21 protein-coding genes are annotated in these 24,743 nt (G+C 42.9%); 17 read left to right on the top strand and 4 right to left on the bottom strand.

Annotated elements, in window-relative coordinates:
* Nucleotides 1-11: 11 nt before the first annotated feature.
* The 3 genes from NV381_RS23420 to lpdA all read left to right on the top strand — a co-directional run bounded on the left by NV381_RS23420 (nucleotide 12) and on the right by lpdA (nucleotide 4,326).
* The gene (locus NV381_RS23420) at nucleotides 12-992 is read left to right on the top strand and encodes an alpha-ketoacid dehydrogenase subunit beta (protein WP_258215709.1); all 981 of its coding nucleotides are present in this window, start codon (nucleotides 12-14) and stop codon (nucleotides 990-992) included.
* A gap of 550 nt (nucleotides 993-1,542) precedes the next feature.
* The gene (locus NV381_RS23425; RefSeq protein ID WP_258215710.1) at nucleotides 1,543-2,904 is read left to right on the top strand and encodes a dihydrolipoamide acetyltransferase family protein; all 1,362 of its coding nucleotides are present in this window, start codon (nucleotides 1,543-1,545) and stop codon (nucleotides 2,902-2,904) included.
* Nucleotides 2,905-2,907: 3 nt separating this feature from the next.
* Entirely contained in the window at nucleotides 2,908-4,326 is a 1,419-nt protein-coding gene (gene lpdA, locus NV381_RS23430) for a dihydrolipoyl dehydrogenase (RefSeq protein ID WP_258215711.1), read from the top strand.
* Between the two features lie 57 nt (nucleotides 4,327-4,383).
* Here the strand turns inward: lpdA and NV381_RS23435 are convergent, their stop codons facing one another.
* Nucleotides 4,384-4,527, bottom strand: a complete 144-nt coding sequence (locus tag NV381_RS23435) for a hypothetical protein (protein WP_258215712.1) — start codon at nucleotides 4,525-4,527, stop codon at nucleotides 4,384-4,386.
* Nucleotides 4,528-4,667: 140 nt separating this feature from the next.
* Here NV381_RS23435 and NV381_RS23440 point away from each other — a divergent pair, with 140 nt between their 5' ends.
* Nucleotides 4,668-7,337: an S-layer homology domain-containing protein gene (locus NV381_RS23440; protein WP_258215713.1), complete on the top strand. Its 2,670-nt coding sequence runs from the start codon at nucleotides 4,668-4,670 to the stop codon at nucleotides 7,335-7,337.
* A 78-nt stretch (nucleotides 7,338-7,415) separates the two neighbouring features.
* Here the strand turns inward: NV381_RS23440 and trpB are convergent, their stop codons facing one another.
* On the bottom strand, nucleotides 7,416-8,576 hold the full coding sequence (gene trpB, locus NV381_RS23445; protein WP_258215714.1) for a tryptophan synthase subunit beta: 1,161 nt from the start codon (nucleotides 8,574-8,576) through the stop codon (nucleotides 7,416-7,418).
* A 238-nt stretch (nucleotides 8,577-8,814) separates the two neighbouring features.
* Here trpB and NV381_RS23450 point away from each other — a divergent pair, with 238 nt between their 5' ends.
* From NV381_RS23450 to iolG, 13 genes are all read left to right on the top strand, one after another.
* Complete coding sequence (locus NV381_RS23450) at nucleotides 8,815-11,418, top strand: S-layer homology domain-containing protein (RefSeq protein WP_258215715.1); 2,604 nt, start codon at nucleotides 8,815-8,817, stop codon at nucleotides 11,416-11,418.
* A 259-nt stretch (nucleotides 11,419-11,677) separates the two neighbouring features.
* A complete protein-coding gene (locus tag NV381_RS23455; RefSeq protein ID WP_258215716.1) occupies nucleotides 11,678-11,905 on the top strand; it encodes a DUF3951 domain-containing protein in 228 nt (75 codons plus the stop codon).
* Between the two features lie 448 nt (nucleotides 11,906-12,353).
* Complete coding sequence (locus tag NV381_RS23460) at nucleotides 12,354-14,309, top strand: ABC transporter substrate-binding protein (RefSeq protein ID WP_258215717.1); 1,956 nt, start codon at nucleotides 12,354-12,356, stop codon at nucleotides 14,307-14,309.
* 90 nt (nucleotides 14,310-14,399) lie between these two features.
* Nucleotides 14,400-15,398 (top strand): ABC transporter permease, encoded by a 999-nt coding sequence (locus NV381_RS23465; protein WP_258215718.1) that lies wholly within the window; start codon nucleotides 14,400-14,402, stop codon nucleotides 15,396-15,398.
* 3 nt (nucleotides 15,399-15,401) lie between these two features.
* Nucleotides 15,402-16,547 (top strand): ABC transporter permease, encoded by a 1,146-nt coding sequence (locus tag NV381_RS23470; RefSeq protein WP_258215719.1) that lies wholly within the window; start codon nucleotides 15,402-15,404, stop codon nucleotides 16,545-16,547.
* Between the two features lie 35 nt (nucleotides 16,548-16,582).
* Complete coding sequence (locus NV381_RS23475; protein ID WP_258215720.1) at nucleotides 16,583-17,635, top strand: ABC transporter ATP-binding protein; 1,053 nt, start codon at nucleotides 16,583-16,585, stop codon at nucleotides 17,633-17,635.
* The gene (locus NV381_RS23480) at nucleotides 17,628-18,647 is read left to right on the top strand and encodes an ABC transporter ATP-binding protein (RefSeq protein ID WP_258215721.1); all 1,020 of its coding nucleotides are present in this window, start codon (nucleotides 17,628-17,630) and stop codon (nucleotides 18,645-18,647) included. The genes NV381_RS23475 and NV381_RS23480 overlap by 8 nt, the downstream gene beginning before the upstream one ends.
* Nucleotides 18,637-19,206, top strand: a complete 570-nt coding sequence (locus NV381_RS23485) for an HAD family hydrolase (RefSeq protein ID WP_258215722.1) — start codon at nucleotides 18,637-18,639, stop codon at nucleotides 19,204-19,206. Before NV381_RS23480 ends, NV381_RS23485 begins: the two co-directional genes overlap by 11 nt.
* 6 nt (nucleotides 19,207-19,212) lie before the next feature.
* A complete protein-coding gene (locus NV381_RS23490; RefSeq protein WP_258215723.1) occupies nucleotides 19,213-20,241 on the top strand; it encodes a LacI family DNA-binding transcriptional regulator in 1,029 nt (342 codons plus the stop codon).
* 56 nt (nucleotides 20,242-20,297) lie between these two features.
* Nucleotides 20,298-21,359, top strand: a complete 1,062-nt coding sequence (locus NV381_RS23495; RefSeq protein WP_258215724.1) for a Gfo/Idh/MocA family protein — start codon at nucleotides 20,298-20,300, stop codon at nucleotides 21,357-21,359.
* A 41-nt stretch (nucleotides 21,360-21,400) separates the two neighbouring features.
* Nucleotides 21,401-22,120 (top strand): ThuA domain-containing protein, encoded by a 720-nt coding sequence (locus NV381_RS23500; RefSeq protein WP_258215725.1) that lies wholly within the window; start codon nucleotides 21,401-21,403, stop codon nucleotides 22,118-22,120.
* Between the two features lie 175 nt (nucleotides 22,121-22,295).
* Nucleotides 22,296-22,940, top strand: a complete 645-nt coding sequence (locus NV381_RS23505) for a DUF2238 domain-containing protein (protein WP_258215726.1) — start codon at nucleotides 22,296-22,298, stop codon at nucleotides 22,938-22,940.
* Nucleotides 22,941-23,060: 120 nt separating this feature from the next.
* Complete coding sequence (gene iolG, locus NV381_RS23510) at nucleotides 23,061-24,068, top strand: inositol 2-dehydrogenase (protein ID WP_258215727.1); 1,008 nt, start codon at nucleotides 23,061-23,063, stop codon at nucleotides 24,066-24,068.
* A 13-nt stretch (nucleotides 24,069-24,081) separates the two neighbouring features.
* Here the strand turns inward: iolG and NV381_RS23515 are convergent, their stop codons facing one another.
* On the bottom strand, nucleotides 24,082-24,441 hold the full coding sequence (locus NV381_RS23515) for an MmcQ/YjbR family DNA-binding protein (RefSeq protein ID WP_258215728.1): 360 nt from the start codon (nucleotides 24,439-24,441) through the stop codon (nucleotides 24,082-24,084).
* A gap of 87 nt (nucleotides 24,442-24,528) precedes the next feature.
* Complete coding sequence (locus NV381_RS23520; RefSeq protein ID WP_258215729.1) at nucleotides 24,529-24,681, bottom strand: ATP-binding protein; 153 nt, start codon at nucleotides 24,679-24,681, stop codon at nucleotides 24,529-24,531.
* Between the last annotated feature and the right edge of the window lie 62 nt (nucleotides 24,682-24,743).

Consider the following 24,743-nt stretch of genomic DNA (forward strand, 5'->3'; position numbering starts at 1 on the left):
GGAAGCAGACCATGGCACAAATGACAATGATTCAAGCGATCAAGGACGCAATGCGCGTAGAGCTGCAGCGCGATCCTAACGTTGTAATATTCGGGGAAGATGTAGGTAAAGTCGGCGGTGTATTCCGTGCAACGGAAGGACTGCAAGCTGAGTTCGGAGAAGATCGCGTATTTGATACGCCTCTGGCAGAATCCGCAATCGGCGGTTTAGCTGTAGGTATGGGGATTCAAGGCTTTCGTCCGATTGCCGAGATTCAATTCGTTGGTTTTATCTATGAGGCTTTGGATCAAATTGCCATCCAGGCAGCACGTATGCGCTACCGTTCCGGCGGCCGCTACAATGCGCCAATTACATTCAGAACTCCTTTTGGCGGCGGCGTAAAAGCAGCTGAGCTTCACACAGATCCGTTGGAAGGCTTGCTTACACAAACGCCTGGTATCAAGGTAGTTGTTCCTTCCAATCCTTATGATGCAAAAGGCTTGTTGATTTCTGCAATCCGTGATAACGATCCTGTATTTTTCATGGAGCATTTGAATTTGTACCGTTCTTTCCGCGCCGAAGTGCCGGAAGGCGAATACACCGTGCCTATCGGTAAAGCGAACGTAGTTCGCGAAGGCTCAGACGTTACCATTATTACTTACGGTGCTATGGTTCATACGTCTTTGAAGGCTGCTGAAGAAATCGAAAAAGCTCGCGGAGCCAAAGTCGAAGTTATCGATCTTCGTACCTTGATGCCGCTTGATATCGACACTATCGTTGAATCCATTAAGAAAACGAACCGTGCAATTGTTGTACAAGAAGCACAAAAATCTTCAGGTATCGCTGCTGAAGTTATCGCTCAAATTAATGAGAAAGCGATCCTTCACCTGGAAGCTCCAGTGCTTCGCGTAACACCTCCGGACACTGTATATGCTTTTGCTCAAGTTGAAGACCAATGGCTGCCTAACCCGGCTCGTATCGTAGCTGGTTTAAATAAAGTTTTGGATTTCTAGAAGTTCGATGATCAACTGCCGCTGCGAGTGCGGATCATTCTTCCGATCCCTCTTGTCCCCCGATTTTTCTGAATAATTACCGTTTAGCGGTAAAAATCCGGGGACAAAGGGGAACGCTAACGCTTCTCCAGAATGATTCCGCCCTCTCCGCTTTTTAATCACCGTACTTCTAGGCGAGGTAGTAATTAGGAGGTGCTGAGGTACATGGCACCTTGCATGGTTAATAAATACTAATAGGCTTGCAGATACACATGCAAGCCTGCTCTATATATCCCAAGCGTATCGGGATTGTGATTTTTGGAGTTTATAGGTATGGTCACCGCATAGTTAGTGCAGGTGGAGGCAAATACGACCGACCGGAGAGTTAACGTGCCGCCTTTGAAAACAGGTTTCTTCATTGAGATGTCTTATAGAATAAGGAAACCTGGTTTCAAGAGCGGCCGGAGGCGGTTGTATTTGTCGGAACCGGAACGGTTGCTTTTGCGATGCTCCTACCTATTGACCCAAACCAACAACTCCCGCGTACGCCATACTTAGGAGGTTGCAAATCGTGGCGGTATTCGAATATAAATTCCCTGAGCTTGGCGAAGGAATTCACGAAGGTGAGATCGTCAAGTGGCTTGTAAAGCCGGGAGACGTGGTCAATGATGAGACGATCATCATGGAAGTGCAGAATGACAAGTCCACAGTAGAAGTGCCATCCCCAGTAGCTGGTAAAATCGTCGATATCAAAGTTGGCGAAGGCACCGTTTGTACGATCGGCGATTTAATCGCTACAATCGAAGTTGAAGGCGAAATGCCTCAGCAAGCGAGCCACGGACACAGCGAAAGCGCACCTGCGGCACCAGCTGCTCCTGCTGCTGAGCCGGAAGCTGAGTGTGCGGTTGGCGGAGCTATCGCGGCGAACGTCGCGAACTCGCAGCTGGACACACCGCTGGCTAGCGCAGCCCCTGCGGCCGCACCAACAGCGGGAGCATCCGCTGGCAAGGCTTTGGCTACGCCAAGCGTGCGCAAGCTCGCGCGCGAGAAAGGCTTGAACATCGCACAAGTCACACCTAGCGGGCCTAATGGCCGCGTGACGAAGGAAGATGTTCTTGCTTTTGCGGCAGGCGGCGGCGTGCCTGCGGCGGCACCTGCAGCTGCAAGCGAAGCGCCAGCAGCTGGAGCGGCTCCTGCTGCTGCAGCACCGGCAGCAGCAGTGCAAGGCGAACGCGTCGAAGAACGCGTTCCATTGAAAGGCATTCGCAAAGCAATCGCGAATGCAATGGTCAAATCCGTGTACACGGCTCCGCACGTGACATTGATGGACGAAGTCGACGTCACACAGCTCGTCGCCTTGCGCGGAAGAGCGAAAGCAGCGGCAGAGAAGAAAGGCGTCAAGCTGACTTACTTGCCATTCATTGTTAAGGCATTGGTTGCCGCAGCACGTCAATTCCCGGCAATGAACGCAATGATCGACGAAGAGAAGAACGAAATTGTCTACAAAAAATATTACAATATCGGAATCGCAACGGACACGGATAACGGCTTGATCGTTCCGGTTATCCATGACGCGGACCGCAAAAATATTTGGTCTATCGCTGAATCCATCAAAGATTTGGCAACACGGGGACGCGACGGTAAGCTGGCTCCTGCGGAAATGAAAGGCGGCACACTGTCTATCACTAACATTGGTTCCGCTGGCGGTATGTTCTTTACACCGGTTATTAACTTCCCTGAAGTATCGATCCTGGGAACAGGCCGTATCACTGAGAAGCCGGTTGTGAAAAATGGTGAGATCGTTATCGCTCCAGTTATGGCATTGTCCCTAAGCTTTGATCACCGTATTATTGATGGCGCAACAGCTCAAAACTTCTTGAACTACATTAAGCAGCTGTTGGCTGATCCAGAGCTTCTAATTATGGAGGTGTAAGATATGGTAGTAGGAGATGCTTCCGTCGAAATAGACGTATTAGTCATCGGTGCGGGTCCTGGCGGTTATGTGGCGGCAATTCGTGCTTCACAGCTAGGCAAAAGCGTACTGGTTATCGATAAATCCGAGGTTGGGGGCGTATGCTTGAACCGTGGCTGCATCCCTTCCAAGGCATTAATCAATGCAGCCCATCAGTATGAAGCTGCTACCCATAATAATTCCATTGGGATCACAGCTGAGAATGTGAAGGTTGATTTCAGCAAGGTCCAAGAATGGAAATCAGGTATTGTGAAGAAGATGACCGGCGGTGTCGGTCAACTGCTTAAAGGCAATAAAATTCAAGTGTTTAATGGTGAAGCTTTGTTCATCAATGACCATGAAGCAAGAGTATTTAACGATAATGAAACAGCTCGCTACCGTTTCAACCATTGCATTATCGCTACGGGCTCCCGTCCGATTGAGTTAAAAACCTTCCCGTTCGGAGGCCGTATCTTGTCCTCTACGGAAGCCCTTGATCTTAAGGAAATTCCTGAGAGCATGGTTGTCATCGGCGGCGGCTATATTGGCATCGAGCTGGGGCAAACTTATTCCAAGCTGGGTACGAAAGTAACGGTGCTGGAAGGTTCTGATTCTGTACTTCCTGGCTTTGAGAAAGAGCTGTCAACCTTGGTTGGACGCAACTTGAAAAAAGGCGGCGTTGAAGTATTCACCGAAGCGCTGGCTCAAGGCTGTGAACAAACGGATAAAGATGTTACAGTAACCTTCACAGTAAAAGGCGAAGAACAAAAAGTTACCGCTCAATATGTACTGGTAACAGTTGGACGTCGTCCTAATACAGATGGAGATCTCTCGCTTGAATTAGCAGGTGTTGAAATCGGCGAGCGTGGGTTTATCAAGGTAAATGAGCAGTGCCAAACGAACGTGCCGCATATTTATGCAATTGGTGATATCGTTGCAGGCTTGGCATTGGCTCATAAAGCCAGCTACGAAGGCAAGATCGCGGCAGAAGCCATTGCTGGACTTCCAAGTGTAGTAGACTACAAATGCATCCCTGCCGTTGTTTTCTCCGATCCGGAGATTGCAAGTGTAGGCTTGAACGAAACCGAAGCCAAAGAGAAGGGAATCAACCTTTCTGTCGGTAAATTCCCTTATGGCGTTAATGGCCGCGCTTTGACGATGAACCTGTCTGAAGGCTTCGTGAAGCTGATTGGCGATAAAGATTCCGGATTGCTGCTTGGTGCACAGGTTGTTGGAGCGGAAGCATCGAACCTGATCGCTGAGATGGCACTGGCTATCGAATTAGGCGCAACTGTTGAAGATATTGCATTAACGATTCACGCGCATCCTACATTAGGTGAAATTACTATGGATGCTGCTGAAGTGGCATTGGGCCATCCGATTCATGTGTTGGGCCGCAAATAATAGCAGCAAAATCATAAAAAAAGCTTGGGGCATGATTGTGCCTCAAGCTTTTTTTTGTTAGCTGAATATATAGCGGAAAAACTTTACTGTATTTTTCCCGCCAGGCAGTCTCATAAACAATACAGAACGGTGACGGTTTTTTTTCTGCGGTCTGTCCATGAACTGTCCCAACGTCATGGAAGTCACTGATTTTTTAGTCATCGGGTTCACCTCTTAATTAGTTATTTATAATTGTATGCTCCAGTAAATTTGTCCTATGATTTTTTTGACCAATTTATTCCTTAATATGCTAAAATAAGTATTTGAAAAGATTTCATATAGGTAAAAGGATGGGTGCAAATTTGAAAGTTTATAAAACTATGCCAAAGCTTATGATGGCTGTTATTTTGCTATCAGCATTAAGCCATATCGATGAACCAAGGGTGGCTGCGCTTGATAAGAGCTCCTTCACCGATTTACCGGAGAGCCATTGGAGCTTCAAGGCTGTTCAAGAAATGTATGGGAAAAAGATTGTAGAGGGTTATCCGGATGGAACCTTTCGCCCCAATCAGACACTGACTCGAGCGGAATTTGCAGCGTTGTTGTATAAAACAGCCCAACTGAACGAAAAAAAGGCGGACTCCGCAACAGTGTTTAAAGATGTGGATTCCTCTGCCTGGTACAAGCCCTACGCAGATGCGTTGAAAGGGACGTTTGTACAAAATTCGTTAAAGAGCGAAACGGAAGTTTTTAATCCTGATGCACCTGCTTTGCGTGAGGATGTGGCGGCTGCCATTGTACGATTACGAGGCTGGGCTGGAGGAAAGCCGGCAGATTTGCAGTCCAAATTCAATGATTTTAACAGTATATCGGAAGGCGCGGCGCAAGATCTGGCTGCCGCGGTTGAGCGGGGCATTATTTCTGGTTACGAGGATGGAACAATCCGCGGGAAAGCCGCTTTGACAAGAGTGGAAGCAGCTGTCGTATTAACAAAGGCATTTTCAGAAGAGATATCTTCATCGACGGAACAGGAGCAGGCTAAGAAATCGGAGGCTGCAGCCCAAATCCCTGAGGTTCCAATTAAGACCCAAGCGTTGAATCCAAAACCGATTTATGCAATTGTTGATTTGCTGGGGGAAGATGTCGGTGTAACTTATAAGGGTAATCTCTATGATTCGGGTCGCAGTGTACTTGATAAACTCCCCATAACTAATTTAACAGTCGATTCTCAGGGAAATATTTATTTTGTACAAACGACTAAAGGTTTTTCAGTAAGTTTTTCTACGATAGAGCGGCTCAACGTGGATGCTCATCTTGCCTCAACCGTAGAGACTGTGGATGATTCTATGATAGCCTCATTATCTGGTCCCCTATTTGATAAGATGAGAGAGCAAAAGCTTATTACGAAGCATGATCTTACACCAATCAAAATACTAGCTTCCGTCAATAGTTCAGAAAAACAATTTATAGTGAACTGGATTAACGGTAAGTTTTGGTCGTTATTCTCTTTTTCTGACAAAAAGATAGCTCTTGTGAACACGATAAAAGGCACCACGATGACAACACAAGATTTTATCATTCAGCACCCGAATGGAGACTATCTTTTTAGTGATATAACGAATGGAAATGTACAAAGGATTAAACCTGGAGATGGGGAAAATGAGCAGATAGCGGCGGTTGGCTTTAGTGGAAAGCCTTTGACTGCACTTGTACAAGGAGAACTGTTATATATATTGGATCCTGGTTCGAAAACTATCATTAAAGTAGATCTTCAATTAAGAAAAGTAGTCGAAAAAATAGCTGTTCAAGCAGATAACATCGTTTTCGCTGCTGTAAAAGACAACCAATTTTATATTTCTACGGGTAAAAATCTGCTTTCGGTTGATTTAGCGGGCCGTATCGAGCCATTTTTAGAGGAGAAGCAGCTGGTTTATAATGATTTAAGCTCAAGTAATATATCTTTTTCGAATACAAGGAATCAACCTGGCATTATGGAGATTAGTGAATTTGCTTTCGAACCATCAGGGAATATTGTTTTTTTAGATAACCAATCTTCGAATATTCGCAGGCTAAGATTTGTCAAGGAGCAGACGATTGAACCCAAGCCTCTCACTGTTGCTCAAACAGCTAATAGATTGGCGAAACCCAAGGCGGATTTCATTAACCAAGACATAGGTTATCAAAAAGACGAACAAGGAAATATGGTCATAAGCATGGTTAACAATGAACAAGGTAATTTATACGTCTTAGAAAAAAAACGACCTTTAAATCGTTTGCGATTGTGGAGTCAAGACTCATTTACATGGGAAAGTATGGATTACTTTTTTGGTCTGAAGTTTGACTACTATGATGCCCAACAGAAACGACTTGATCCTATGATGTACACATTTACGGGTGGACTGTATTTCGATGAAAGAAATAAAATGATATACAGGACAGCATGGAGCCAGGATTTGAATATTGCATCGATAAATGCAATCGCTCCAGAAGCAATAACCGTTGGTTATATGGTAGATAAAGGTCCAATTACTGAAAAAGATTTCATTGCTTTTAATGGCACAGGTCAAATGGTTGTGAGTGATGTAAGCCAGGGAGAGCTGTGGTTTATTGATCGGGATCGCAAGGGCTATAAGCTTTTACCGTCTGAGGTAGGTCTAGAAATACGTTATTCAGGGAAATCTACAGCGGCTATCTGGGATGAACAAAAGCTAAGTGTATTGGATACAGGCAATAAAACATTAACGCAAGTGAAAATAAATGATCACCAGTATGCTGCACAAATAGCAGATTTAAAAATCGAAGGCACGATTGATGCCGTCAGCACCCATGAAGATAAATTTTATGTGATGTCGGGGACCGTGCTTTATTGTATTGAAACCAATGGGAGCATCAGTTGGACAGAAGACTTAGCGGGTTATCTGAGGGAGCGCAAGCTCATTCACAAGATGAGTATGGATTTGAATGGACGACTGATGCTGCTCGATGAGAGAGGCAATTTACAAAGAGTACAGCTCTATGAAGCCAAAAAATAAGACAAAAAGGAGGCCTGCGGAAATCCGTAAGCTTCCTTTTCTATACCAAGTGTATAACTTTATGAGCCGGAAAGGCAATTATTTAAGCATTTGAAATACTTGCTCAACATCCTTGTCCCCGCGTCCGGATAGATTGATGATAATAATCTGATCCTTACTCATTGTCGGAGCGAGCTTCTTAGCGTAGGCCACGGCATGAGCACTTTCAAGGGCAGGTATAATTCCTTCAACACGGGATAGCTCCTGGAATGCTTCCAAAACCTCTTGATTTGTAACGGTTACGTATTCGGCGCGTCCGGATACTTTTAAGAAGCTGTGCTCTGGGCCGATACCAGGGTAATCCAAGCCTGCAGCTATCGAATAGGTAGGCTTTGGATTTCCGTTCTCATCAAGCAATACCAAACATTTAAATCCGTGAATGATACCAGGTACACCTTCATTTAATGTGGGAGCCTGGTCGGGCTCAACCCCAATCAGTCGAACGGAAGGTTCTTCGATGTAGTGAGCAAATGCGCCTATTGCGTTGCTTCCGCCGCCTACGCATGCTAATACAGCATCGGGAAGACGTCCTTCCTTCTCCAATATTTGACGTTTGGACTCTTCACTTACGATGGATTGGAAATGTTTGACCATGGTTGGGAATGGGTGAGGTCCCACAGCAGAGCCTAATAAGTAAAAGGTGCTTTTATAATTTTGAATAAGATCGTTGAGAGCCTCGTCAACTGCGTCTTTTAATCGGGCTTGTCCTTTGGTGACAGGAATTACGGTAGCCCCGAGCAGCTCCATACGGAATACATTCAAAGCCTGACGACGTGTATCCTCCGCTCCCATATAAATGACACATTCCATATCGAACATAGCACACGCAGTTGCAGTAGCTACACCATGCTGTCCCGCGCCTGTTTCTGCGATGACTCTCTTGGCTCCCATACGTTTGGCAAGCAGAATCTGGCCTACGACATTATTGATCTTGTGTGCTCCAGTATGATTGAGATCCTCGCGCTTTAAATAAATTTTAGCCCCATCCCATTTGGCCGTCAATTGCTGGGCAAAGGTTAACGGATTTTCACGACCCACATATTCCTTTAAATAATATCGATATTCTTCATTAAATTCAGGGTCATCTTTATATTTATTGAATTGTGCAGCTAAATAGTCTAACACCTCTTGCAGTTCCGGAGGAACAAAGCTGCCGCCAAACTCTCCGAAATATCCTTCCTGAGACAATTCTTTACTCAAATTGATTCAACCTCCATCTTAAATTTGTGATGTATGCACTATCTATTAGCTATTATAGCAAAAAAAATGGGGTGAATTGTCAAAATTTCTTTAGACAGAGCAGAAGAATTCGTTATATTCTATAATAAGGCTGTAATAGAATGAATAGCTGAAAATGCATAAAAATACATGTTATGGGTCGGTGGGGTCGTTGAGCAATTCAAGTCGGTTGAGGACTGTTTTAGTTAGTGGATTGCTTTTGGCAGCATGGTGTGGAACAGCTAGTGCAGAAACAGCCGCTGTAGAAAAAAGATCGTTTCCGGATCTTACGGAATCGCATTGGAGCTATGAAGCCGTTCAAAAGATGGCTGCCAAACAAATTATCGAAGGCTATCAGGATGGAACCTTTCAGCCTTCACGGACCTTAACAAGAGCTGAATTTGCTTCGCTGCTGTACAAAGCGGCTCAATTAAGTGGAACAGATTCCAGTGCATCATCTGTCTCTGTATTTCGTGATGTAGATCAAGCTGCCTGGTACAAGCCTTTTGCAGAAGCTCTCAAAGGAGCATTTGTACAAAATCAAGCCCAGTCAGAACAGGATTTATTTGCTCCAGACTCACCCGCATTGCGCGAAGATGTAGCAGCAGCTATTGTACGCATCAAGAAGTGGAGCAGCAGCGAACAGATGCAATTGAAAGAGCGGTTCAAGGATGTTAATTCAATTGCGCCCAGTGCTGTAAAAGATTTGGAAATCGCCGTTGAAAAAGGAATCCTTTCAGGCTTCGAGGATGGCACAGTACGTGCCAAGTCTGCTCTCACGAGAGCTGAAGCGGCAGTAATGCTGGCGAAAGCTTTCCCTCAGGATGCTCCACTACCGGCAGGAGGTGCAGCGTCGAAGACGGATTCTCCAGCACTATCTTCAGGAGCAGCTTCGATTCATAAGGGAGCTGTGCAGCCTCTCTATGCAATCGTTGATACGCTTGCTGATGATATAGCCGTTACTTATAGTAAAGATAGTGGGTCATCTAGCTCAAAAGGGACAAGAATCAATCATGAATTTAATGATCTGAAACTAGATGCTCAGAATAACATCTATTTTATCCAAACTGAATATTACAGAGGGACTCCGATGCCCACCGTTCGCAGTCTGGACAAAAATGGGGGGGCCATAAGCACTTTTAAGTTTTCGGACACATTTAATATTTCTGGTACTGACAAGGTCAATGCTAATACGAAGGAACAGAAACCGTTTGTGGATGGTATGGTTCCTGTCAAGCTATTGCTATCATCTAATCAAAAGGATTTGCAGCTTGCAGCTAACTGGAATGTTCCTGATTTTGTATCCATTCAATCTCTTACTGGTTCAACTGGCAAGCTGGTGGCGCAAGCGGATAAAGGAAGTTCGATTGCAGCGCAAGATTTTATCATTCAACTTCAAGATGGGGATTATATCTTCAGTAACAGCAAGAAAGGTTACATAGGTAGATTTGGTTCTAATGGACCCAAAGTGGATTGGACAATAAATATTGCTTTCAGTGGAAAGCCGCTAACTGCTCTTGTGAAAGATTCAGGACTTTATATTCTGGACCAAGGCACTATGGTGCTTATGAAAGTTGATCTGAATACAAAACAATTAATTTCCAAAGTTTTTGTAAAAGCGGACAATATTAAATTTGCAACGGTTAGAGAGGATAGATTTTATATTTCTCAAGGAAAAAGCATTTCGACGTTAGATCTGGAAGGAAAGCTGGAGCCATTTATTGATGATGGGAATCAGTTTGTCTATAACGGATTAAAACTAATGTATCCAGTAGCCCTTGACCCAGTGTCATTATATAGCATAAAGGAGTTCACTTCTTTTACTTTCGATTCTTCAGGGAACTTGATCTTTTATGATGAAGAACTGAGAAATATTCGCAGATTGAGGTTTATAACGAATGAAGACTTCAAGTACGTACCGCTCCCAAGGATTATTCCTGTTGGTCCCAAACTAAAGGTTCCGGAAGCGGAAATATTAATCAAGCAAGGACTTTACAATGAAAAGACTAGTGGCCGAATTCAACAACTCATAACGGATGAACATGGAAATATATGGATCAAAACGGAAAATCAAATGATTAAGATATGGAGTTACGACACAAAAGCATGGAAGGACTTGAGTCCTTACCCGACATTCGTGTATGAGGATGAGAAACAACCCCCGACCCTAGTGAAAACCGCAGATAATCCAGATGGAATTTATTTTGACGAGAGAAATAATTATGTATTGACTTCTAGCTGGAGCAAGGATATAAGATTAGCCATAATTAATCAAATCGTACCTGATATATTGGCTGTAGGCTTTATAAAGGATCGAGAGGCGCTGACCGAGCATGACTTCGTTGTTTCCGATGGAAGAGGGCATATGGCGGTAAGTGATGTTAAGCAAGGCAATCTCTGGATCATCGACTGGGATAGGCAGGGCGTACTAGCTTCTCCGTTAGAGGTTGGGAACCATATTCGCTTCTCAGGCGGAGCGACCACCGCTATATGGGACTCCAACAAACTGACCATACTTGATGCAGGCAGCAAGCAGTTAACTCAAGTGGAGTTGAATTCAACCCAATACAAGTCCTCTGCAAAGGCGTTGTTAATCCCGGATGCAATTGATTCAATTTGTGCGTATGGGGAGAAGTTTTATGTGATTTCGGGAAAGACATTATACCACATTGATGTTAATGGAAACATTTTATTGAAAGAAGACCTGTCCATGCATATAAAGGATAAGACACGAATCGTAAAAATGAGTATGGAATCCAGCGGTCGTTTGGTTATTATAGACAAGGATGGAGCTATTCAAAGAATTCAATTTTACGGGAAATAAATTATATGAACACAAGCCTGTGGGTGGATCAAAATGAGATATCTGGAGGAGATGAGCTTCTTTACGCGGCTCTAAGCTTACCGAGACACTTCAAGGAGACTTCCAAAGTTTGCTAGTTCGACTCCAGATAGTATAAGATAAAGGTATCCTAAGGGAAAAGTCTCTAAGGGTACCTTTTTAAATGATTTTCCTTTAAGCTCATGTGCTTGTATATATGCCTGTTAATTTTCGTATGCTAAGGTTAAAGGAGGATCAAGGTATGGATTTTACTTCGATTGTCTTATTATCTTTAATTGCTCCGGTGTTCATTTTGATCATTTATATTATGACTAAAACAATTATAAAGAACAAAATTCCGGACAGTCGATATAACCCGTTTGATTACATAACAGGGCAAACAAATGTTCAATTTCAGGAGCAAAAGGAAGAAAAAGAAGAAGAAGACGAGCATGGCGATGACAAAGATAAGAACGTTAATAAAGCTTAAGCCTGTTTGCCCCTTATGGAGTGATAGGCTTTTTTATTTTGCCTGAAGCCATCCTTATTAATGGATGTTTAACAAATATTTCCTTAAACGCTGCAAAAAAACTATTGCAATAAGATTTATTAAGATGTACGATACAAATAATAAAACGCTTACAATTCCATTTATTACTTATTAAACCGGTTTAAGAGAAGATGAGTTGTACTGTAAAGCAGACACCAAATGTTCTTCTTTAGAGAGAGATTAAGTGTAAACTTTTCTTTTATCAATTTTATTAAACCGGTTTAATAAAATGTGATTTCAGCCAACAAAAAAGGCAGAAGCAATAAATATTGAAGTTTATTAAACCGGTTTAATGCGCTTGGAGGTGAGGTTACAGTAACAGTAGATTTTTACAAGTATTTTACGAATAAGAATTGAAGCACGTTATATCCATATGGAGGGGATTAGTTTGAAAAAAAATGGGTTGCTTTGTTTGATGATTCTGATCCTAGTCATAATCTTGTCAGCATGTGAAAGTGATCCAACTGCAAAAACAACTGTAGAAGTGAAGCCGACTCCCATACCTGTTGTTCCACAAAAAATTGAAGCCTTTAAAGAAGCTCCAATGTTAACAAAGCTTGTCAGTGCAGGATCTTTAAAAGCTGTGACTGAACGTATGCCAGTTAAGGAAGATATCATGGTTGAGAAGGTTGTAGAGGAGATAGGCAAATTCGGCGGTGATTGGAAAATGCCGTGGGGAGGTCCTAATGACCGTTGGGCTGTTGGCCAACCAACAGAGGAAGCGCTTTTCCGATTCAACAAGGATGGAAGTACAATTGAACCGAATGTAGCGAAAGGCTATGACGTTAATAAAGATTCAACTGAATTCACCATTTACTTAAGGAAAGGCATGAAATGGTCAGATGGGATGCCTTTCACGGCCGATGATGTTCTTTTCTATTGGGAGTATATGCTTACTAAAGAAACCTTCGGCAAAAAAATCTATGATGCCTATTACTCCATTGATCCTGTGACTGGAGAAAAAGCTTTAGCTACGGTTACCAAAATTGATGATTATAGCTTTAAGGTCGTACATAAATATCCAAGCGTGCAGTTCTTGGAGCGTGTCGCCATTGACAACAAGTGGTTCCATGCGCCTGCGCATTTCCAAAAAACGATTCTTCCTGAGTTTATAGGTAATGATAAAGCTCTTGAGGTTGCTAAAAAATGGGGCTTTGAAGATGTGAAATCTTTCCTGGTTGCAACAGGCTATTACTATTGGGTATATCCGCAAATTCCAACAGTAAGAGCTTGGGTAGCTAAAAACGACCCTAATAGCGACCAATTTATTATGGAGCGCAATCCTTATTTCTGGAAAGTCGATGCTGAAGGAAATCAGCTTCCTTACATGGATCGTATCGTAGCTACCAAGGTTCAAGATCCTGCGCAAAGAATTCTTGGCACATTAGCGGGAGATTATAACCTGCTGGATTTTGACTTTAAAGACTTCACAGTACTGAAGGAAAATGAGAAAAAAGCGAATTTCCGGGTGCTCCCTTGGACTACTCCAACCTGGTCAAGCGCGGGTCTGCAATTCAATCAGACCATTCCGGATCCTAATCTGCGAAAGCTGTTCCAGGATATTAAATTTAGAGAAGCATTGTCGGTTGCTGTAGATCGTAAAGAAATTTCGGAGATTGCGACGAACGGATTAGGTGCTCCCCAGCAGGCTTCTGTACCTGAAGGCTTGGTTGGATATCAAAAAGGCTGGGCAGATCAGTGGAGTATATTCGATAAAAACCGTGCGAATCAGCTTTTGGATGAGCTGGGTTTGACCAAACGCGATAAGAATAATTTCCGTTTAAACGCTGACGGTTCGGATTTAACCATTACCATTATTGAAGGCAGCACCAACACCGCAGCTTTCTTGGAATTAATTAAAAAGTACTATGAAGGCGTCGGTATTAAAGTTGACCTGAAGGTTGTGGATCAAGGAACCCACCAAGAGTTGAAATACTCAAATAAAATCCCGGCAACTACCGAGAATATTTCTGTAGTCAATGTTGCCTTCCGTCCTGATACGCTTGTTCCTTTAAGAGTCATTACCCCATGGTATGGACATTATGGATTGTATTCGTCTTCAAATGGTAAAGAAGGGGTTAAACCCGAAGGGGATGTAGCCTTGATCCTTGACTACTGGAATAAAGTAAAAGCTTCTGCAAGTAAAGAGGAAATAAATAAATGGAGCAATGAGATTATTAAGCTTCATCAAAAAAATCAGTGGATTATTGGTTATGCAGGCCCGACACCTCGGCTTGTAATTGCATCAAACAAGGTGGGCAATGTTCCTAAGGATTTGGTGTATGCGGATGAATTCCGCAGCCTTGGACATGGGCATCCTTCACAATTTTTTATCAAACCGTAAGTAGTTTTAAATAATAATGAGGGGAATTTAAATTCCCCTCTATGGGGTTAAGCTGCATCTTCGAATTAACCGGAGAGGATAGGATACAAGATGCTCCAATATATTTTGAGAAGAATCATCTTGGTAATACCCGTCGTTATTTTTATTTCCGTAATCGTCTTTTACATCATTCAGCTTCCTCCCGGCGATTATGTATCTAATTACGCGGCTAAGATGTCTATTGCGGGTGATGTAATGACACAGCAGGACATGGATGAAATGAGAGCAAGTCTTAAATTAGATCAACCCTGGTATATCCAATATCTGGTTTGGATGAAAAATATTATTATTCATTTCGATTTTGGCTATTCCTTCACCTATAACAAGCCTGTGATGGTCGTCATTGAGCAATACATGGGGTTAACGATAATCGTCTCCTTAGTAACTATGGCTTTTACTTATGCAGTGGCGATTCCTATAGGCATTTACTGTGCGGTAAGGCAATATTCAATAGGCGATTATTTGTATTCTGCAATTGGCTTTCTTGGTATGGCTACACCGCATTTTTTATTGGCGATCATATTGATGTATCTTTCTTATGTGTATTTTGGCAATCCGCTGTTGGGTCTTTTCTCAAGTGAATATGTGAATGCAGGCTGGTCTCTGGACAAAGTCCTTGACTTATTGAAGCATATGATTATCCCTGTGATTGTTATAGGTCTGGCCAATACAGCTGAGCTTATTCGGGTTATGAGGGGACAAATGTTAGACGAATTAAATAAGCCGAATGTGGTAACGGCAAGATCCAAGGGCTTGTCCGAAACGAAAATATTGCTTAAATATCCAACACGCGCGGCTATGAATCCTATCGTAAGTACAATTGGGTGGTCACTAACATCGATCTTCACTGGCTCGACCATTACGGCGATTGTCTTGAATTTACCGATTCAGGGACCCGTGATGTATAACGCTTTATTAGGTCAAGACATGTACTTGGCTGGTACATGGTTATTGTTCATGGCTATATTAACCGTTCTCGGGACATTGATTTCGGATATTTTACTGGCATGGCTGGATCCAAAAATTCGTACAGAGTTCAGAGGAATGTGATCTATGAAAACAATACCGATAATTGGCAAACAAAGAACAAATATTAGTAAACCAGCCAAATCCAATGATGCGTATTACAGCTCGCAATGGCGTCTTATGTATGTAAGGCTGAAGAAGCATAAATTGGCTCGTATCAGCTTATTTATTTTATCGCTGTTCTATATTACCGCCATATTTGCACAGTTTATAGCGCCTTATGGTCTACAGAGCTATGACAGCAAATATGTGAATGCCCCTCCGACTAAGGTGAGCTTTAAAGATGCAGACGGTAAGTTTCAGCTTAGACCTGCTGTTAATGAACTAAAATCAGCAAGAGACCCGGTTACGCTACGAAAAGTGTTTGTGCAAGACGAGAAAATCCGCTATTCTGTCCGCTTTTTTGTCGAGGGTGAAAGCTATACGTTTCTAGGCTTATTTTCAACCAATAAACATTTATTTGGAGTGGATGAGCCAGGGCGCCTGTTTTTATTCGGTACGGATGGGATGGGGAGAGATTTACTATCACGCATTGTTCTGGGCAGTCAAATTTCATTAAGTATTCCTCTATTAGGAGTTGCTATTAGTTTTGTCTTGGGACTTATTATCGGTGGAGTATCGGGGTATTTTGGGGGATGGATAGATTCTGTGATTCAGCGGATCATTGAAATTATTCGTTCATTTCCTACACTTCCTTTATGGATGGCATTATCGGCAGCAATACCGGCACGCATACCCGTCGTAACGATGTATATTTACATCGTAATTATATTCGCATTTATTGGGTGGACGGAGCTGGCAAGGGTTGCAAGAGGGAAGTTTATCTCTTTAAAAAATGAAGAATATGTATTAGCAGCCAAAATCGCAGGTGTAAGCGATACGAAAATTATTATTAAGCATCTTTTACCAGGTTTTATTAGTTATCTGGTTGTAGCAACCACATTAGCCATACCGAGTATGATTCTAGGTGAGACGGCAATGAGCTTTCTTGGACTTGGTATCCGTTCACCGGCTACCAGCTGGGGAGTATTGCTTCAGGAGGCTCAGCAGATTGAGAATATTGCGTTATACCCGTGGAAGCTGATCCCATTAGGTTTTGTAATCATTACTGTATTAACTTTTAACTTTCTAGGCGATGGATTACGTGATGCGGCGGATCCATATAAGAAATAATTGAATTCCATATTAGCGTAGGGTGAGGGGATATTATGACAGCTCAAGCATCGCCAATTGAATCTGAACAGCCCCTTCTTTCCGTTCAGGACCTGAAAATTCGAATCCAAATGGATAACGGGGAAATGAACGCCGTAGATGGAGTGGACTTCGAAATAAAAAAAGGTAAAACTTTAGGTCTTGTTGGGGAGTCAGGCTGTGGTAAGAGCCTAACCAGCAGAGCTATTATTAGCATCAATCCCAAAGAGTGTGAAACTTCAGGCAAAATTGTTTATCACTCCTCCTCTGAGAAGACGTTAAATCAATTGAACTTGCTATCCTTGGATCCGCGTGGCCCACAGATTCGTTCTATTCGAGGCAGAAAAATCTCAATGATTTTTCAAGAGCCGATGACTGCATTTTCACCCATGTACACAATCGGAAATCAGATCATGGAATCGATTTTAATCCATCGCACCAAAAATAAAAAAGAAGCTAAGCAAATTGCGCTTGAAATGCTTAGCAAGGTTGGCATATCCGATCAAGAGAAGCGATTCGATCAATATCCGCATGAGTTTTCCGGTGGAATGCGGCAGCGAGCGATGATCTCTATGGCCTTGTCCTGCAATCCGGAATTGTTGATCGCTGATGAGCCAACAACGGCACTGGATGTAACGATTCAGGCACAAGTGCTGGAATTAATGAAAGGGCTGCAAAAGGAATTTGGTATGGCCATTCTCTTAGTGACACATGATCTTGGCATAATCGCAGAAATGTGCGATGAAGTGGCTGTTATGTATTTGGGGAAAATTGTGGAGCAATCGACAGTAGAGGAGATTTTCAATAATCCTAAACACCCTTATACGAAAGGGCTGCTCAGATCGATGCCAAGATTAGGCGGGAACAAAAATAAGCGTTTGGAATCTATCGAGGGTACAGTTCCGATGGCTATAAATATGCCTCCCATGTGCGGCTTTTATGATCGCTGCAGCGATAGGATTGAGGGTGTATGCGATAGGCAAGCCGTACCCAAAACTCGGTTCTCCGACAATCATATGGTTAGATGCTTTTTGTATAAGGATGAGGATGAAGGTGATCAATATGTCTAAACCCATATTAGCTGTAAACAATCTGAACAAAGATTTCCAAGTGAAATCTAAAAACAAATTATTTAGTAAGCCTTCCTCCATTCGAGTGCTGGACAATGTATCTTTTGAGCTGTTAGAGGGTGAAACCTTGAGCATCGTCGGTGAGTCTGGCTGTGGAAAAACGACTTTAGGCAGATGTATCGTAAGGGGAATGAATGCATCGTCAGGGCAAGTGATCTATCATACGGATGGCGGAGAAAAGGTTGATTTTCTAGGGCTTCGCGGTAAAGAATTCAAAACATACAGAAAAGATATTCAGATGATTTTTCAAGATCCTTATTCATCTTTAAGTCCTAGAATGAGTGTGTATGATATTATTTCCGAGCCGTTGATTGCCAACTTTAAGCTGACCAAATCGGAAGTTGATGACAAGGTTACCCAAATCGCACAAAAAACAGGATTAAATGTCAGCTACCTCAAACGATATCCCCACGCCTTTTCCGGTGGGCAACGACAACGTATAGCTATCGCCAGAGCACTAATTTCCGAGCCCAGATTAATCGTTTGCGATGAAGCTGTTTCAGCTCTGGATGTTTCGATTAAAGCTCAAATTATAAATCTGCTGAAGGACCTGCAGGAGCAGCTGCAGATCACGTATATTTTCATCTCCCATGATCTATCTATTGTCCAGAACATATCGGATAGGGTAGCTGTTATGCACTTGGGTAAAATTGTGGAATTAGCATCTGTTGAATCACTTTTTACTCACCCTAAGCATCCTTATACGGAAGCGCTTTTGTCCGCCGTACCCGAGCCTGACCCGAATTATAAAAAGGATAGAATTATACTTGAAGGAGAGGTCCCCAATCCGGCGAATCCACCTAGCGGTTGTCATTTTCATCCCAGATGCGCTTACAGGACTGATAAGTGTACCCAGGAGAAGCCAGAGCTTCGCGCAGTAAGTGAAAACCATTATGTTTCATGCCACTATGCAGACGAATTGAAATTGAGGGGTGTAAAAAATGAATCCTAATACAGTGGATGTTACCGAACCTAAGAAGCTAATTATTTTTCTGGACTGTGGGGATACGATTATTGACGAGGGAACGGAGATACGGGATGAGCACGATATCGTCATTCAAGCCAATGTAATTCCAGGAGCAGATGTGATGGTTAAGACACTGGCTGAGCGTGGTTATACACTTGCTATTGTAGCGGATGGTTATGCGCAATCGTTCAAAAATATTTTGACGCAAAACGGCTTGTACGATTATTTTACTACGATGGTGTATTCAGAAACCGTTAAGGCTTTTAAGCCAAGTTCCCGTATGTTCAAAGCAGCGATTGGAGCTTTGGATCTTAGCGAGCAGGACTGCTCCCGAATTATTATGGTGGGCAACAATTTGAGCCGGGATGTTAAGGGAGCCAATCAAATGGGGATTAGAAGTGTTTTCCTGAGCTGGACGCCAAGATATCCTAAGCTGCATGCAGATGATAGCGAGATACCGGACTATACGATCAGCGAACCGCTGGAATTGATTGATTTAGCGGAAAAGCTTAATCAACAATTGGAGTGCGGAAAGGAAGCTTAACAAGGGATGGCCAAAATTGATGATGTTGCCAGATTGGCGAAAGTCTCAAAAGGGACCGTATCCAATGTTTTTAGCCAAAAAAGACGTACGAGCCAAGAAGTAACAGACAGGGTTATGAAGGTTTCCCGTCAATTGAATTACGTGCCTAATCATATTGCGCGCAGCTTGGTGACCAAGAAAACAATGGCTATCGGGTTAACGATCCCTCATGGAAACTTCTTCTTTAGCGCGTTTCACAATCAATTTATTAACGGAGTTATATTAGAGGCTGCCTACTACGGATACAGGGTTTTACTTGATATGATTCCTGTGCAAAAAGTAAAAACACCATTCCTGTCGAGTTATCCAATTGATGGTGCGATTGTCATGAGTCCTGCCATTGATGATGAGCGAATCAACCTTATGCATCAAGGACAAATTCCATTCGTCACAGTCGGTCGGGTAATGAATGCCAATATAAATCACACATCGAGTGTGGATAGTGATAATTTGATGATTATTTATTCCATATGCAAATATTTGATAGACAAGGGCCATAGGAACATTATGTTTTTAAATGCAAACGAGCTTATGACCGTATCGATTGATAGAAAAGCGGGCTTCATAAAGGCAATGGAGGATTATCATATCGAGCTGGAAGAACACATGATTCATCATAAGCCTGCTATACTTTCCAGTGAATATATGGATTACGGATATGAAGAGACGATACGAACACTAGGCAAGTTTGAGAAAAAAGTAACGGCTATTATCGCAGATGATGACCGCACTGCATTTAGCGTAATGAATGCTATCAAGGATCTGGAGCTTAGGGTGCCAGAAGATGTGTCTTTATTTGTAATATGCGGAGATCTATCCATGATGTATCAATCGAACCCTTCTTTAACAAGCATGGATTTGCAGCCCTCGGAGCTGGGGGTTCAAGCTGTCAAAATGTTAATGCACAAATTAGATGTGCTGCCAGGATATTTCCCGGAAAATATATGGGTGGAAAGCAAAATAATAGAAAGAGATTCTTGTTCATCCATTTCCTGAGCAAATGCTTACGAAGAAAGTTTCGCTATAGCGAAACTCACTTTAAGGAGGATAAAATGAGTAGAAAAATATGGAACGTTGGCATTATTGGGCTTGGGGGAATCGGCGATTATCATATGAACAATCTGTCGAAGCTCGCAAATACAAGGGTTGCCGCCATTTGTGATGTGAATACGCAAGCAGTTGAACAAGTGGGTGACCGTTTAAGCTTGGCTTCCGACAAAAGGTACAGCGATTTCAAGGAGCTTATCGCTGATCCTGACATCGATTTTGTAATATCAGGTGTTTCCAATAAATATCATGCTGACATATTAAAATGCGCTATTGAATTCAGTAAACCAATCGTTTCGGAAAAGCCCTTCACACGAACGATGGAGGAGGCGGATGAGTTGTTAGCCTTATATGAGAAAAATCCGATTTCTTGTATGATTGGTTTTTCATATCGCTACAGACCCTGCTTTCAATATGTTAAAGAGCTTGTGGAGCAAGGGGCGCTAGGTCAAATACGGCATATTGCAGCCCACTATTTACAAGAGGAAAATGCCCCCATGTTTAACCATGAATATACTTGGAGATTTAGCAAAGAAGTCGCGGGTACAGGTATTTTAGCTGATATTGGATCTCATATGGTGGATGCGGCCCGTTTTTTTGTAGGAGAGTTTACCAGGGTGAGTGGCATGATGAGTACCTTTATCGATCATCGTGTGGATCCAAGAACTAATCAGCTCGTTAAAGTAGATGTTGATGATTTTGCTGGATTCCAATGTGTGCTTGCTGGAGGTGTAATGGGCACATTTTATACGCATAAGAATGCAATTGGAACGGATAATCAGTTTAATATAACTTTGTTTGGTGATTTGGGAACCGTTAGAATTTCCGTTGAAAAACCGAATGAAGTTCATTTGAGTGTTAGAAATGGAGAAAACTTGGAGCGGATTGATAAAATCGTTCACCTGGATGCGGGGAATATGAAACTGATGCTTCAGGACTTTGTGGACACTTTAGAAAATCAATCCAATTCCCCTCTGTTCCCAACATTTATGGATGGTTACCGCAATCAACAAGTGATGCAAATGATTATTGATTCATCGAGTGATGGCGTTGCGAGAAGCAATTGACGGAATGGTATCCATTATTAACTTAAAAAGGAGCTGAATGCATGATTAAAGTAACGATTTGGAATGAATTTCTGCAAGAGCAGAGGAAACCGGAGGTAGCCGAAATATATCCAAAAGGAATACATGGAGCTATTGCCGACGGGATTGAGCAGAATGGGCTTGTGCTTAGAACGGCCACATTTAACGAACCTGAGCATGGATTGACTGAAGAAGTGCTGAATGATACGGATGTACTCATTTATTGGGGGCATGTTGATCATAAGGGGTTTCAAGATAACATTGTCGATCGTATTTGCAAAAGAGTTCATGAAGGAATGGGCTTAATCGTGCTGCACTCAGGGCATCATTCGAAATTATTCCGCAAGCTGATGGGTACATCCTGCGACCTTCTATGGAGAGAGGCGGATGAGAAGGAGCGGCTTTGGGTAGTTGATCCCTCTCACCCGATTGTTGAGGGAATCGGCCCCTTTATAGATTTGCCGGAGGAGGAAATGTATGGGGAGCATTTTGACATCCCTGTGCCTGATGAATTGATTTTCGTTAGCTGGTTTGAGGGAGGGGAAATATTCCGCAGTGGCTGCACTTATCGTCGCGGTCAAGGCAAAATCTTTTATTTCCGGCCGGGTCATGAGACTTATCCTACTTATCACAACAAAGATATCCATCGTGTCATCTCCAATGCTGTGAAATGGACAGCCCCGGTAAAAAGAGAAAAAACTTTTTATGGACATCATGAGCCCCTTGAAGTAATTAGGAAATAAACGATCAATATTGATAGAACCCAAACCAACGGAGTTACGCGTTTTCGCGTCTCCGTTTTTCCTTTTGTCTGTTACGTGATCCAAATGAGAACAAATGTTTGGTTCTATGCAAATTTAGTACTTATGGAAAATGGGGCGTGTTGGTACACTGATTTTAAAAAAGGGGGTACCAACAATGATAGATGGTCTATATGATTTCACACGCCCGTTTAGAAGCAACCGTATGCTGCAAGCTTTGTTAGCGGTTTACTTACTATTCTGGGTATTAATGGCGATAGAGCCATACAACCGGTTTAATTGGTTTTTGGAAAATTTATTGATTTTTGCAACGATTACAGGATTGGTAGGGACCTATCGGCGGTTTGCTTTTACGAATATGTCCTATCTTCTTATTGTCGTATTCCTTGTATTGCATACTTTTGGCGCTAACTATTCGTATCACACTACACCATTGGACTCGTGGATTCGGGAGCTGTTTCATACGGAACGGGATGGATACGATAGAGTTGTTCATTTTTCATACGGCTTGCTCCTAGCTTATCCTATCAGGGAGTTCATTGTGAGATCGATGGGACCAAAAGGATTATGGGATTATGCCCTGCCTGTTGTGCTGGTGCTTGCGAGCGGAGCTTTTTATGAGCTGTTTGAAATGTGGGTTGCTCTACTGGTTGCGCCCGAGATCGGCACGTTATTTCTTGGAACGCAGGGAGACCCCTGGGACACTCAGCATGACATGGAATTAGCGATGTATGGGGCGATCCTTACTATGGTGGTTACTGCCGCTGCGGCTAAGGTTGAACGAAGCCATAGGCCCAGGTAGAAGTGAGAATAAGGAACAGGATGTGTATCCAACCCTTAAGGATTATGATAATCTGATTAAGATGATAGCGCTTTCTATGAGTGATTAAGCAGTCTATTCCATTAGAGTGGAGATGTTAAGATGAAAGGTAATGTTCGTGTTGCGGTGATTGGTTTAGGGAGGTTAGGCTATTGGCATGCAGAAAACGTGGCAGGACGGATCAACAGCGCGGAGCTTGTATGTGTTGTGGATGCTAATCTGCAGCGAGCTGAGCAAGTAGCTCTGGAGTTGGGTGTTGGGAGGTGGTCAGATAATCCGAATGAGGTGTTAGAAAGCACGGATATTGATGCTGTAGTAATTGCTACCCCGACAGGCACACATGCAGAGTTGATCAAAAAGGCAGCCCAATGCGGAAAATCGATTTTTGTAGAAAAGCCGGTGACCCTGCATTTGGAAGAAGCCGATGATGTGATTCTCACCGTTGCGAAGTACAATGTTAAATGCCAGGTCGGGTTTATGCGCCGCTTCGACCCGGCTTATGCCGCAGCCAAGAAACGAATTGCTGCAGGGGATATCGGTAAGCCGATATATTTTAAAGCGTTATCACGCGACCCGTCATCTCCTCCAGCCGAGTTTATCCGCAGCAGCGGCGGGATTTTTCTCGATATGGCTATTCACGATTATGACCTTGCCAGGTTCCTGATGAACTCCGAGGTGGACTCTGTAACCGCACATGGCGCTGTTCTGGTGCATTCCTTCATGGAGGAGCTGCATGATTCGGATCAGTCGCTTACCTATTTGCGGTTTGCTTCGGGCGCGGCGGGGGATGTGGAGGCGAGCCGCAACGCCTTATACGGGTATGATATTCGCAGTGAGGTTGTGGGAACGGAAGGGACTATACAGATTGGTTCGCTTCAGCATCATGATTTACGTATATTGACACTAAAAGGCAGTACCCACGATATTGTCCCTTCTTTTCCTGAGCGCTTCAAGGATGCTTATCAGCTAGAAATGAAGCATTTTATCGATTGCATACTACAGGGTGAATCGCCGTCTGTTACGGCAGAAGATGGCAAAGCGGCACAGCAGATCGCTGAAGCGGCCACACAATCATTCAAAACCGGGGTTGAAGTCAAACTCAAAGATTAAAGATAAGTTTAGTCTACAATTGCTGAAGAATGGCTTCCTTCTCTGACTTTTTTAATCCTTTAAAAACCAGTTCGTAGGAATGATCAATCATTTTTAATAATTCTGCCTCTGAAACAGAACCATCCAAAATAATTGTATTCCAATGACTTTTGTTTAAGTGATAGCCGGGAGTAATAGACGGGTACTGCTGTCTTAAGCTTTCGGCTATAAAAGGATCACATTTCAAGCTGATATTTTGTTGATTATTTCGTACAGTAAGCAGCGCATATATTTTTGAAGCCACTTTGATTACTAAAACATCAGCACCGAAAGGGTATTCTTCAAATGATCCTTTTTTTGACAAACTGTAACGGGTTAACGTTTTGATGTCCATGACTAAGTGCCTCCAGAAAAGATTTTTAATACCATTTTACAACTTAGACAGCCTGTAAGCAGCATTTATTTGGATAAGCTGGCTTGACTAGGCAAGACGATCCTTCAGCCGCTGAAGCTGTTCCTCATCCATGCCAACCCCATTGTCACTCACTCTAATATGTACAATGGCAATTGGGGCGGGATGATCGGAGCGGCATTGCAGCTCTGGGAATATCGAGCTTCCAAATAATAAAGACACCGTTACAGAATTTTCTGTTTACAGTGTCTTTTCTTGTGTCTTGACTCTGAGAGATATTTCAT

The organism is Paenibacillus radicis (ex Xue et al. 2023) (assembly GCF_024722015.1).
GTDB lineage: Bacteria > Bacillota > Bacilli > Paenibacillales > NBRC-103111 > Paenibacillus_S.

Excerpts from the sequence above, each read along its gene's own strand:
- NV381_RS23420 (WP_258215709.1), top strand. The coding sequence starts at position 12 with ATGGCACAAATGACAATGATTCAAGCGATCAAGGACGCAATGCGCGTA.
- lpdA (WP_258215711.1), top strand. The coding sequence starts at position 2,908 with ATGGTAGTAGGAGATGCTTCCGTCGAAATAGACGTATTAGTCATCGGT.
- NV381_RS23435 (WP_258215712.1), bottom strand. The coding sequence starts at position 4,527 with ATGACTAAAAAATCAGTGACTTCCATGACGTTGGGACAGTTCATGGAC.
- NV381_RS23455 (WP_258215716.1), top strand. The coding sequence starts at position 11,678 with ATGGATTTTACTTCGATTGTCTTATTATCTTTAATTGCTCCGGTGTTC.
- NV381_RS23465 (WP_258215718.1), top strand. The coding sequence starts at position 14,400 with ATGCTCCAATATATTTTGAGAAGAATCATCTTGGTAATACCCGTCGTT.
- NV381_RS23470 (WP_258215719.1), top strand. The coding sequence starts at position 15,402 with ATGAAAACAATACCGATAATTGGCAAACAAAGAACAAATATTAGTAAA.
- NV381_RS23475 (WP_258215720.1), top strand. The coding sequence starts at position 16,583 with ATGACAGCTCAAGCATCGCCAATTGAATCTGAACAGCCCCTTCTTTCC.
- NV381_RS23480 (WP_258215721.1), top strand. The coding sequence starts at position 17,628 with ATGTCTAAACCCATATTAGCTGTAAACAATCTGAACAAAGATTTCCAA.
- NV381_RS23485 (WP_258215722.1), top strand. The coding sequence starts at position 18,637 with ATGAATCCTAATACAGTGGATGTTACCGAACCTAAGAAGCTAATTATT.
- NV381_RS23490 (WP_258215723.1), top strand. The coding sequence starts at position 19,213 with ATGGCCAAAATTGATGATGTTGCCAGATTGGCGAAAGTCTCAAAAGGG.
- NV381_RS23495 (WP_258215724.1), top strand. The coding sequence starts at position 20,298 with ATGAGTAGAAAAATATGGAACGTTGGCATTATTGGGCTTGGGGGAATC.
- NV381_RS23500 (WP_258215725.1), top strand. The coding sequence starts at position 21,401 with ATGATTAAAGTAACGATTTGGAATGAATTTCTGCAAGAGCAGAGGAAA.
- NV381_RS23505 (WP_258215726.1), top strand. The coding sequence starts at position 22,296 with ATGATAGATGGTCTATATGATTTCACACGCCCGTTTAGAAGCAACCGT.
- iolG (WP_258215727.1), top strand. The coding sequence starts at position 23,061 with ATGAAAGGTAATGTTCGTGTTGCGGTGATTGGTTTAGGGAGGTTAGGC.
- NV381_RS23515 (WP_258215728.1), bottom strand. The coding sequence starts at position 24,441 with ATGGACATCAAAACGTTAACCCGTTACAGTTTGTCAAAAAAAGGATCA.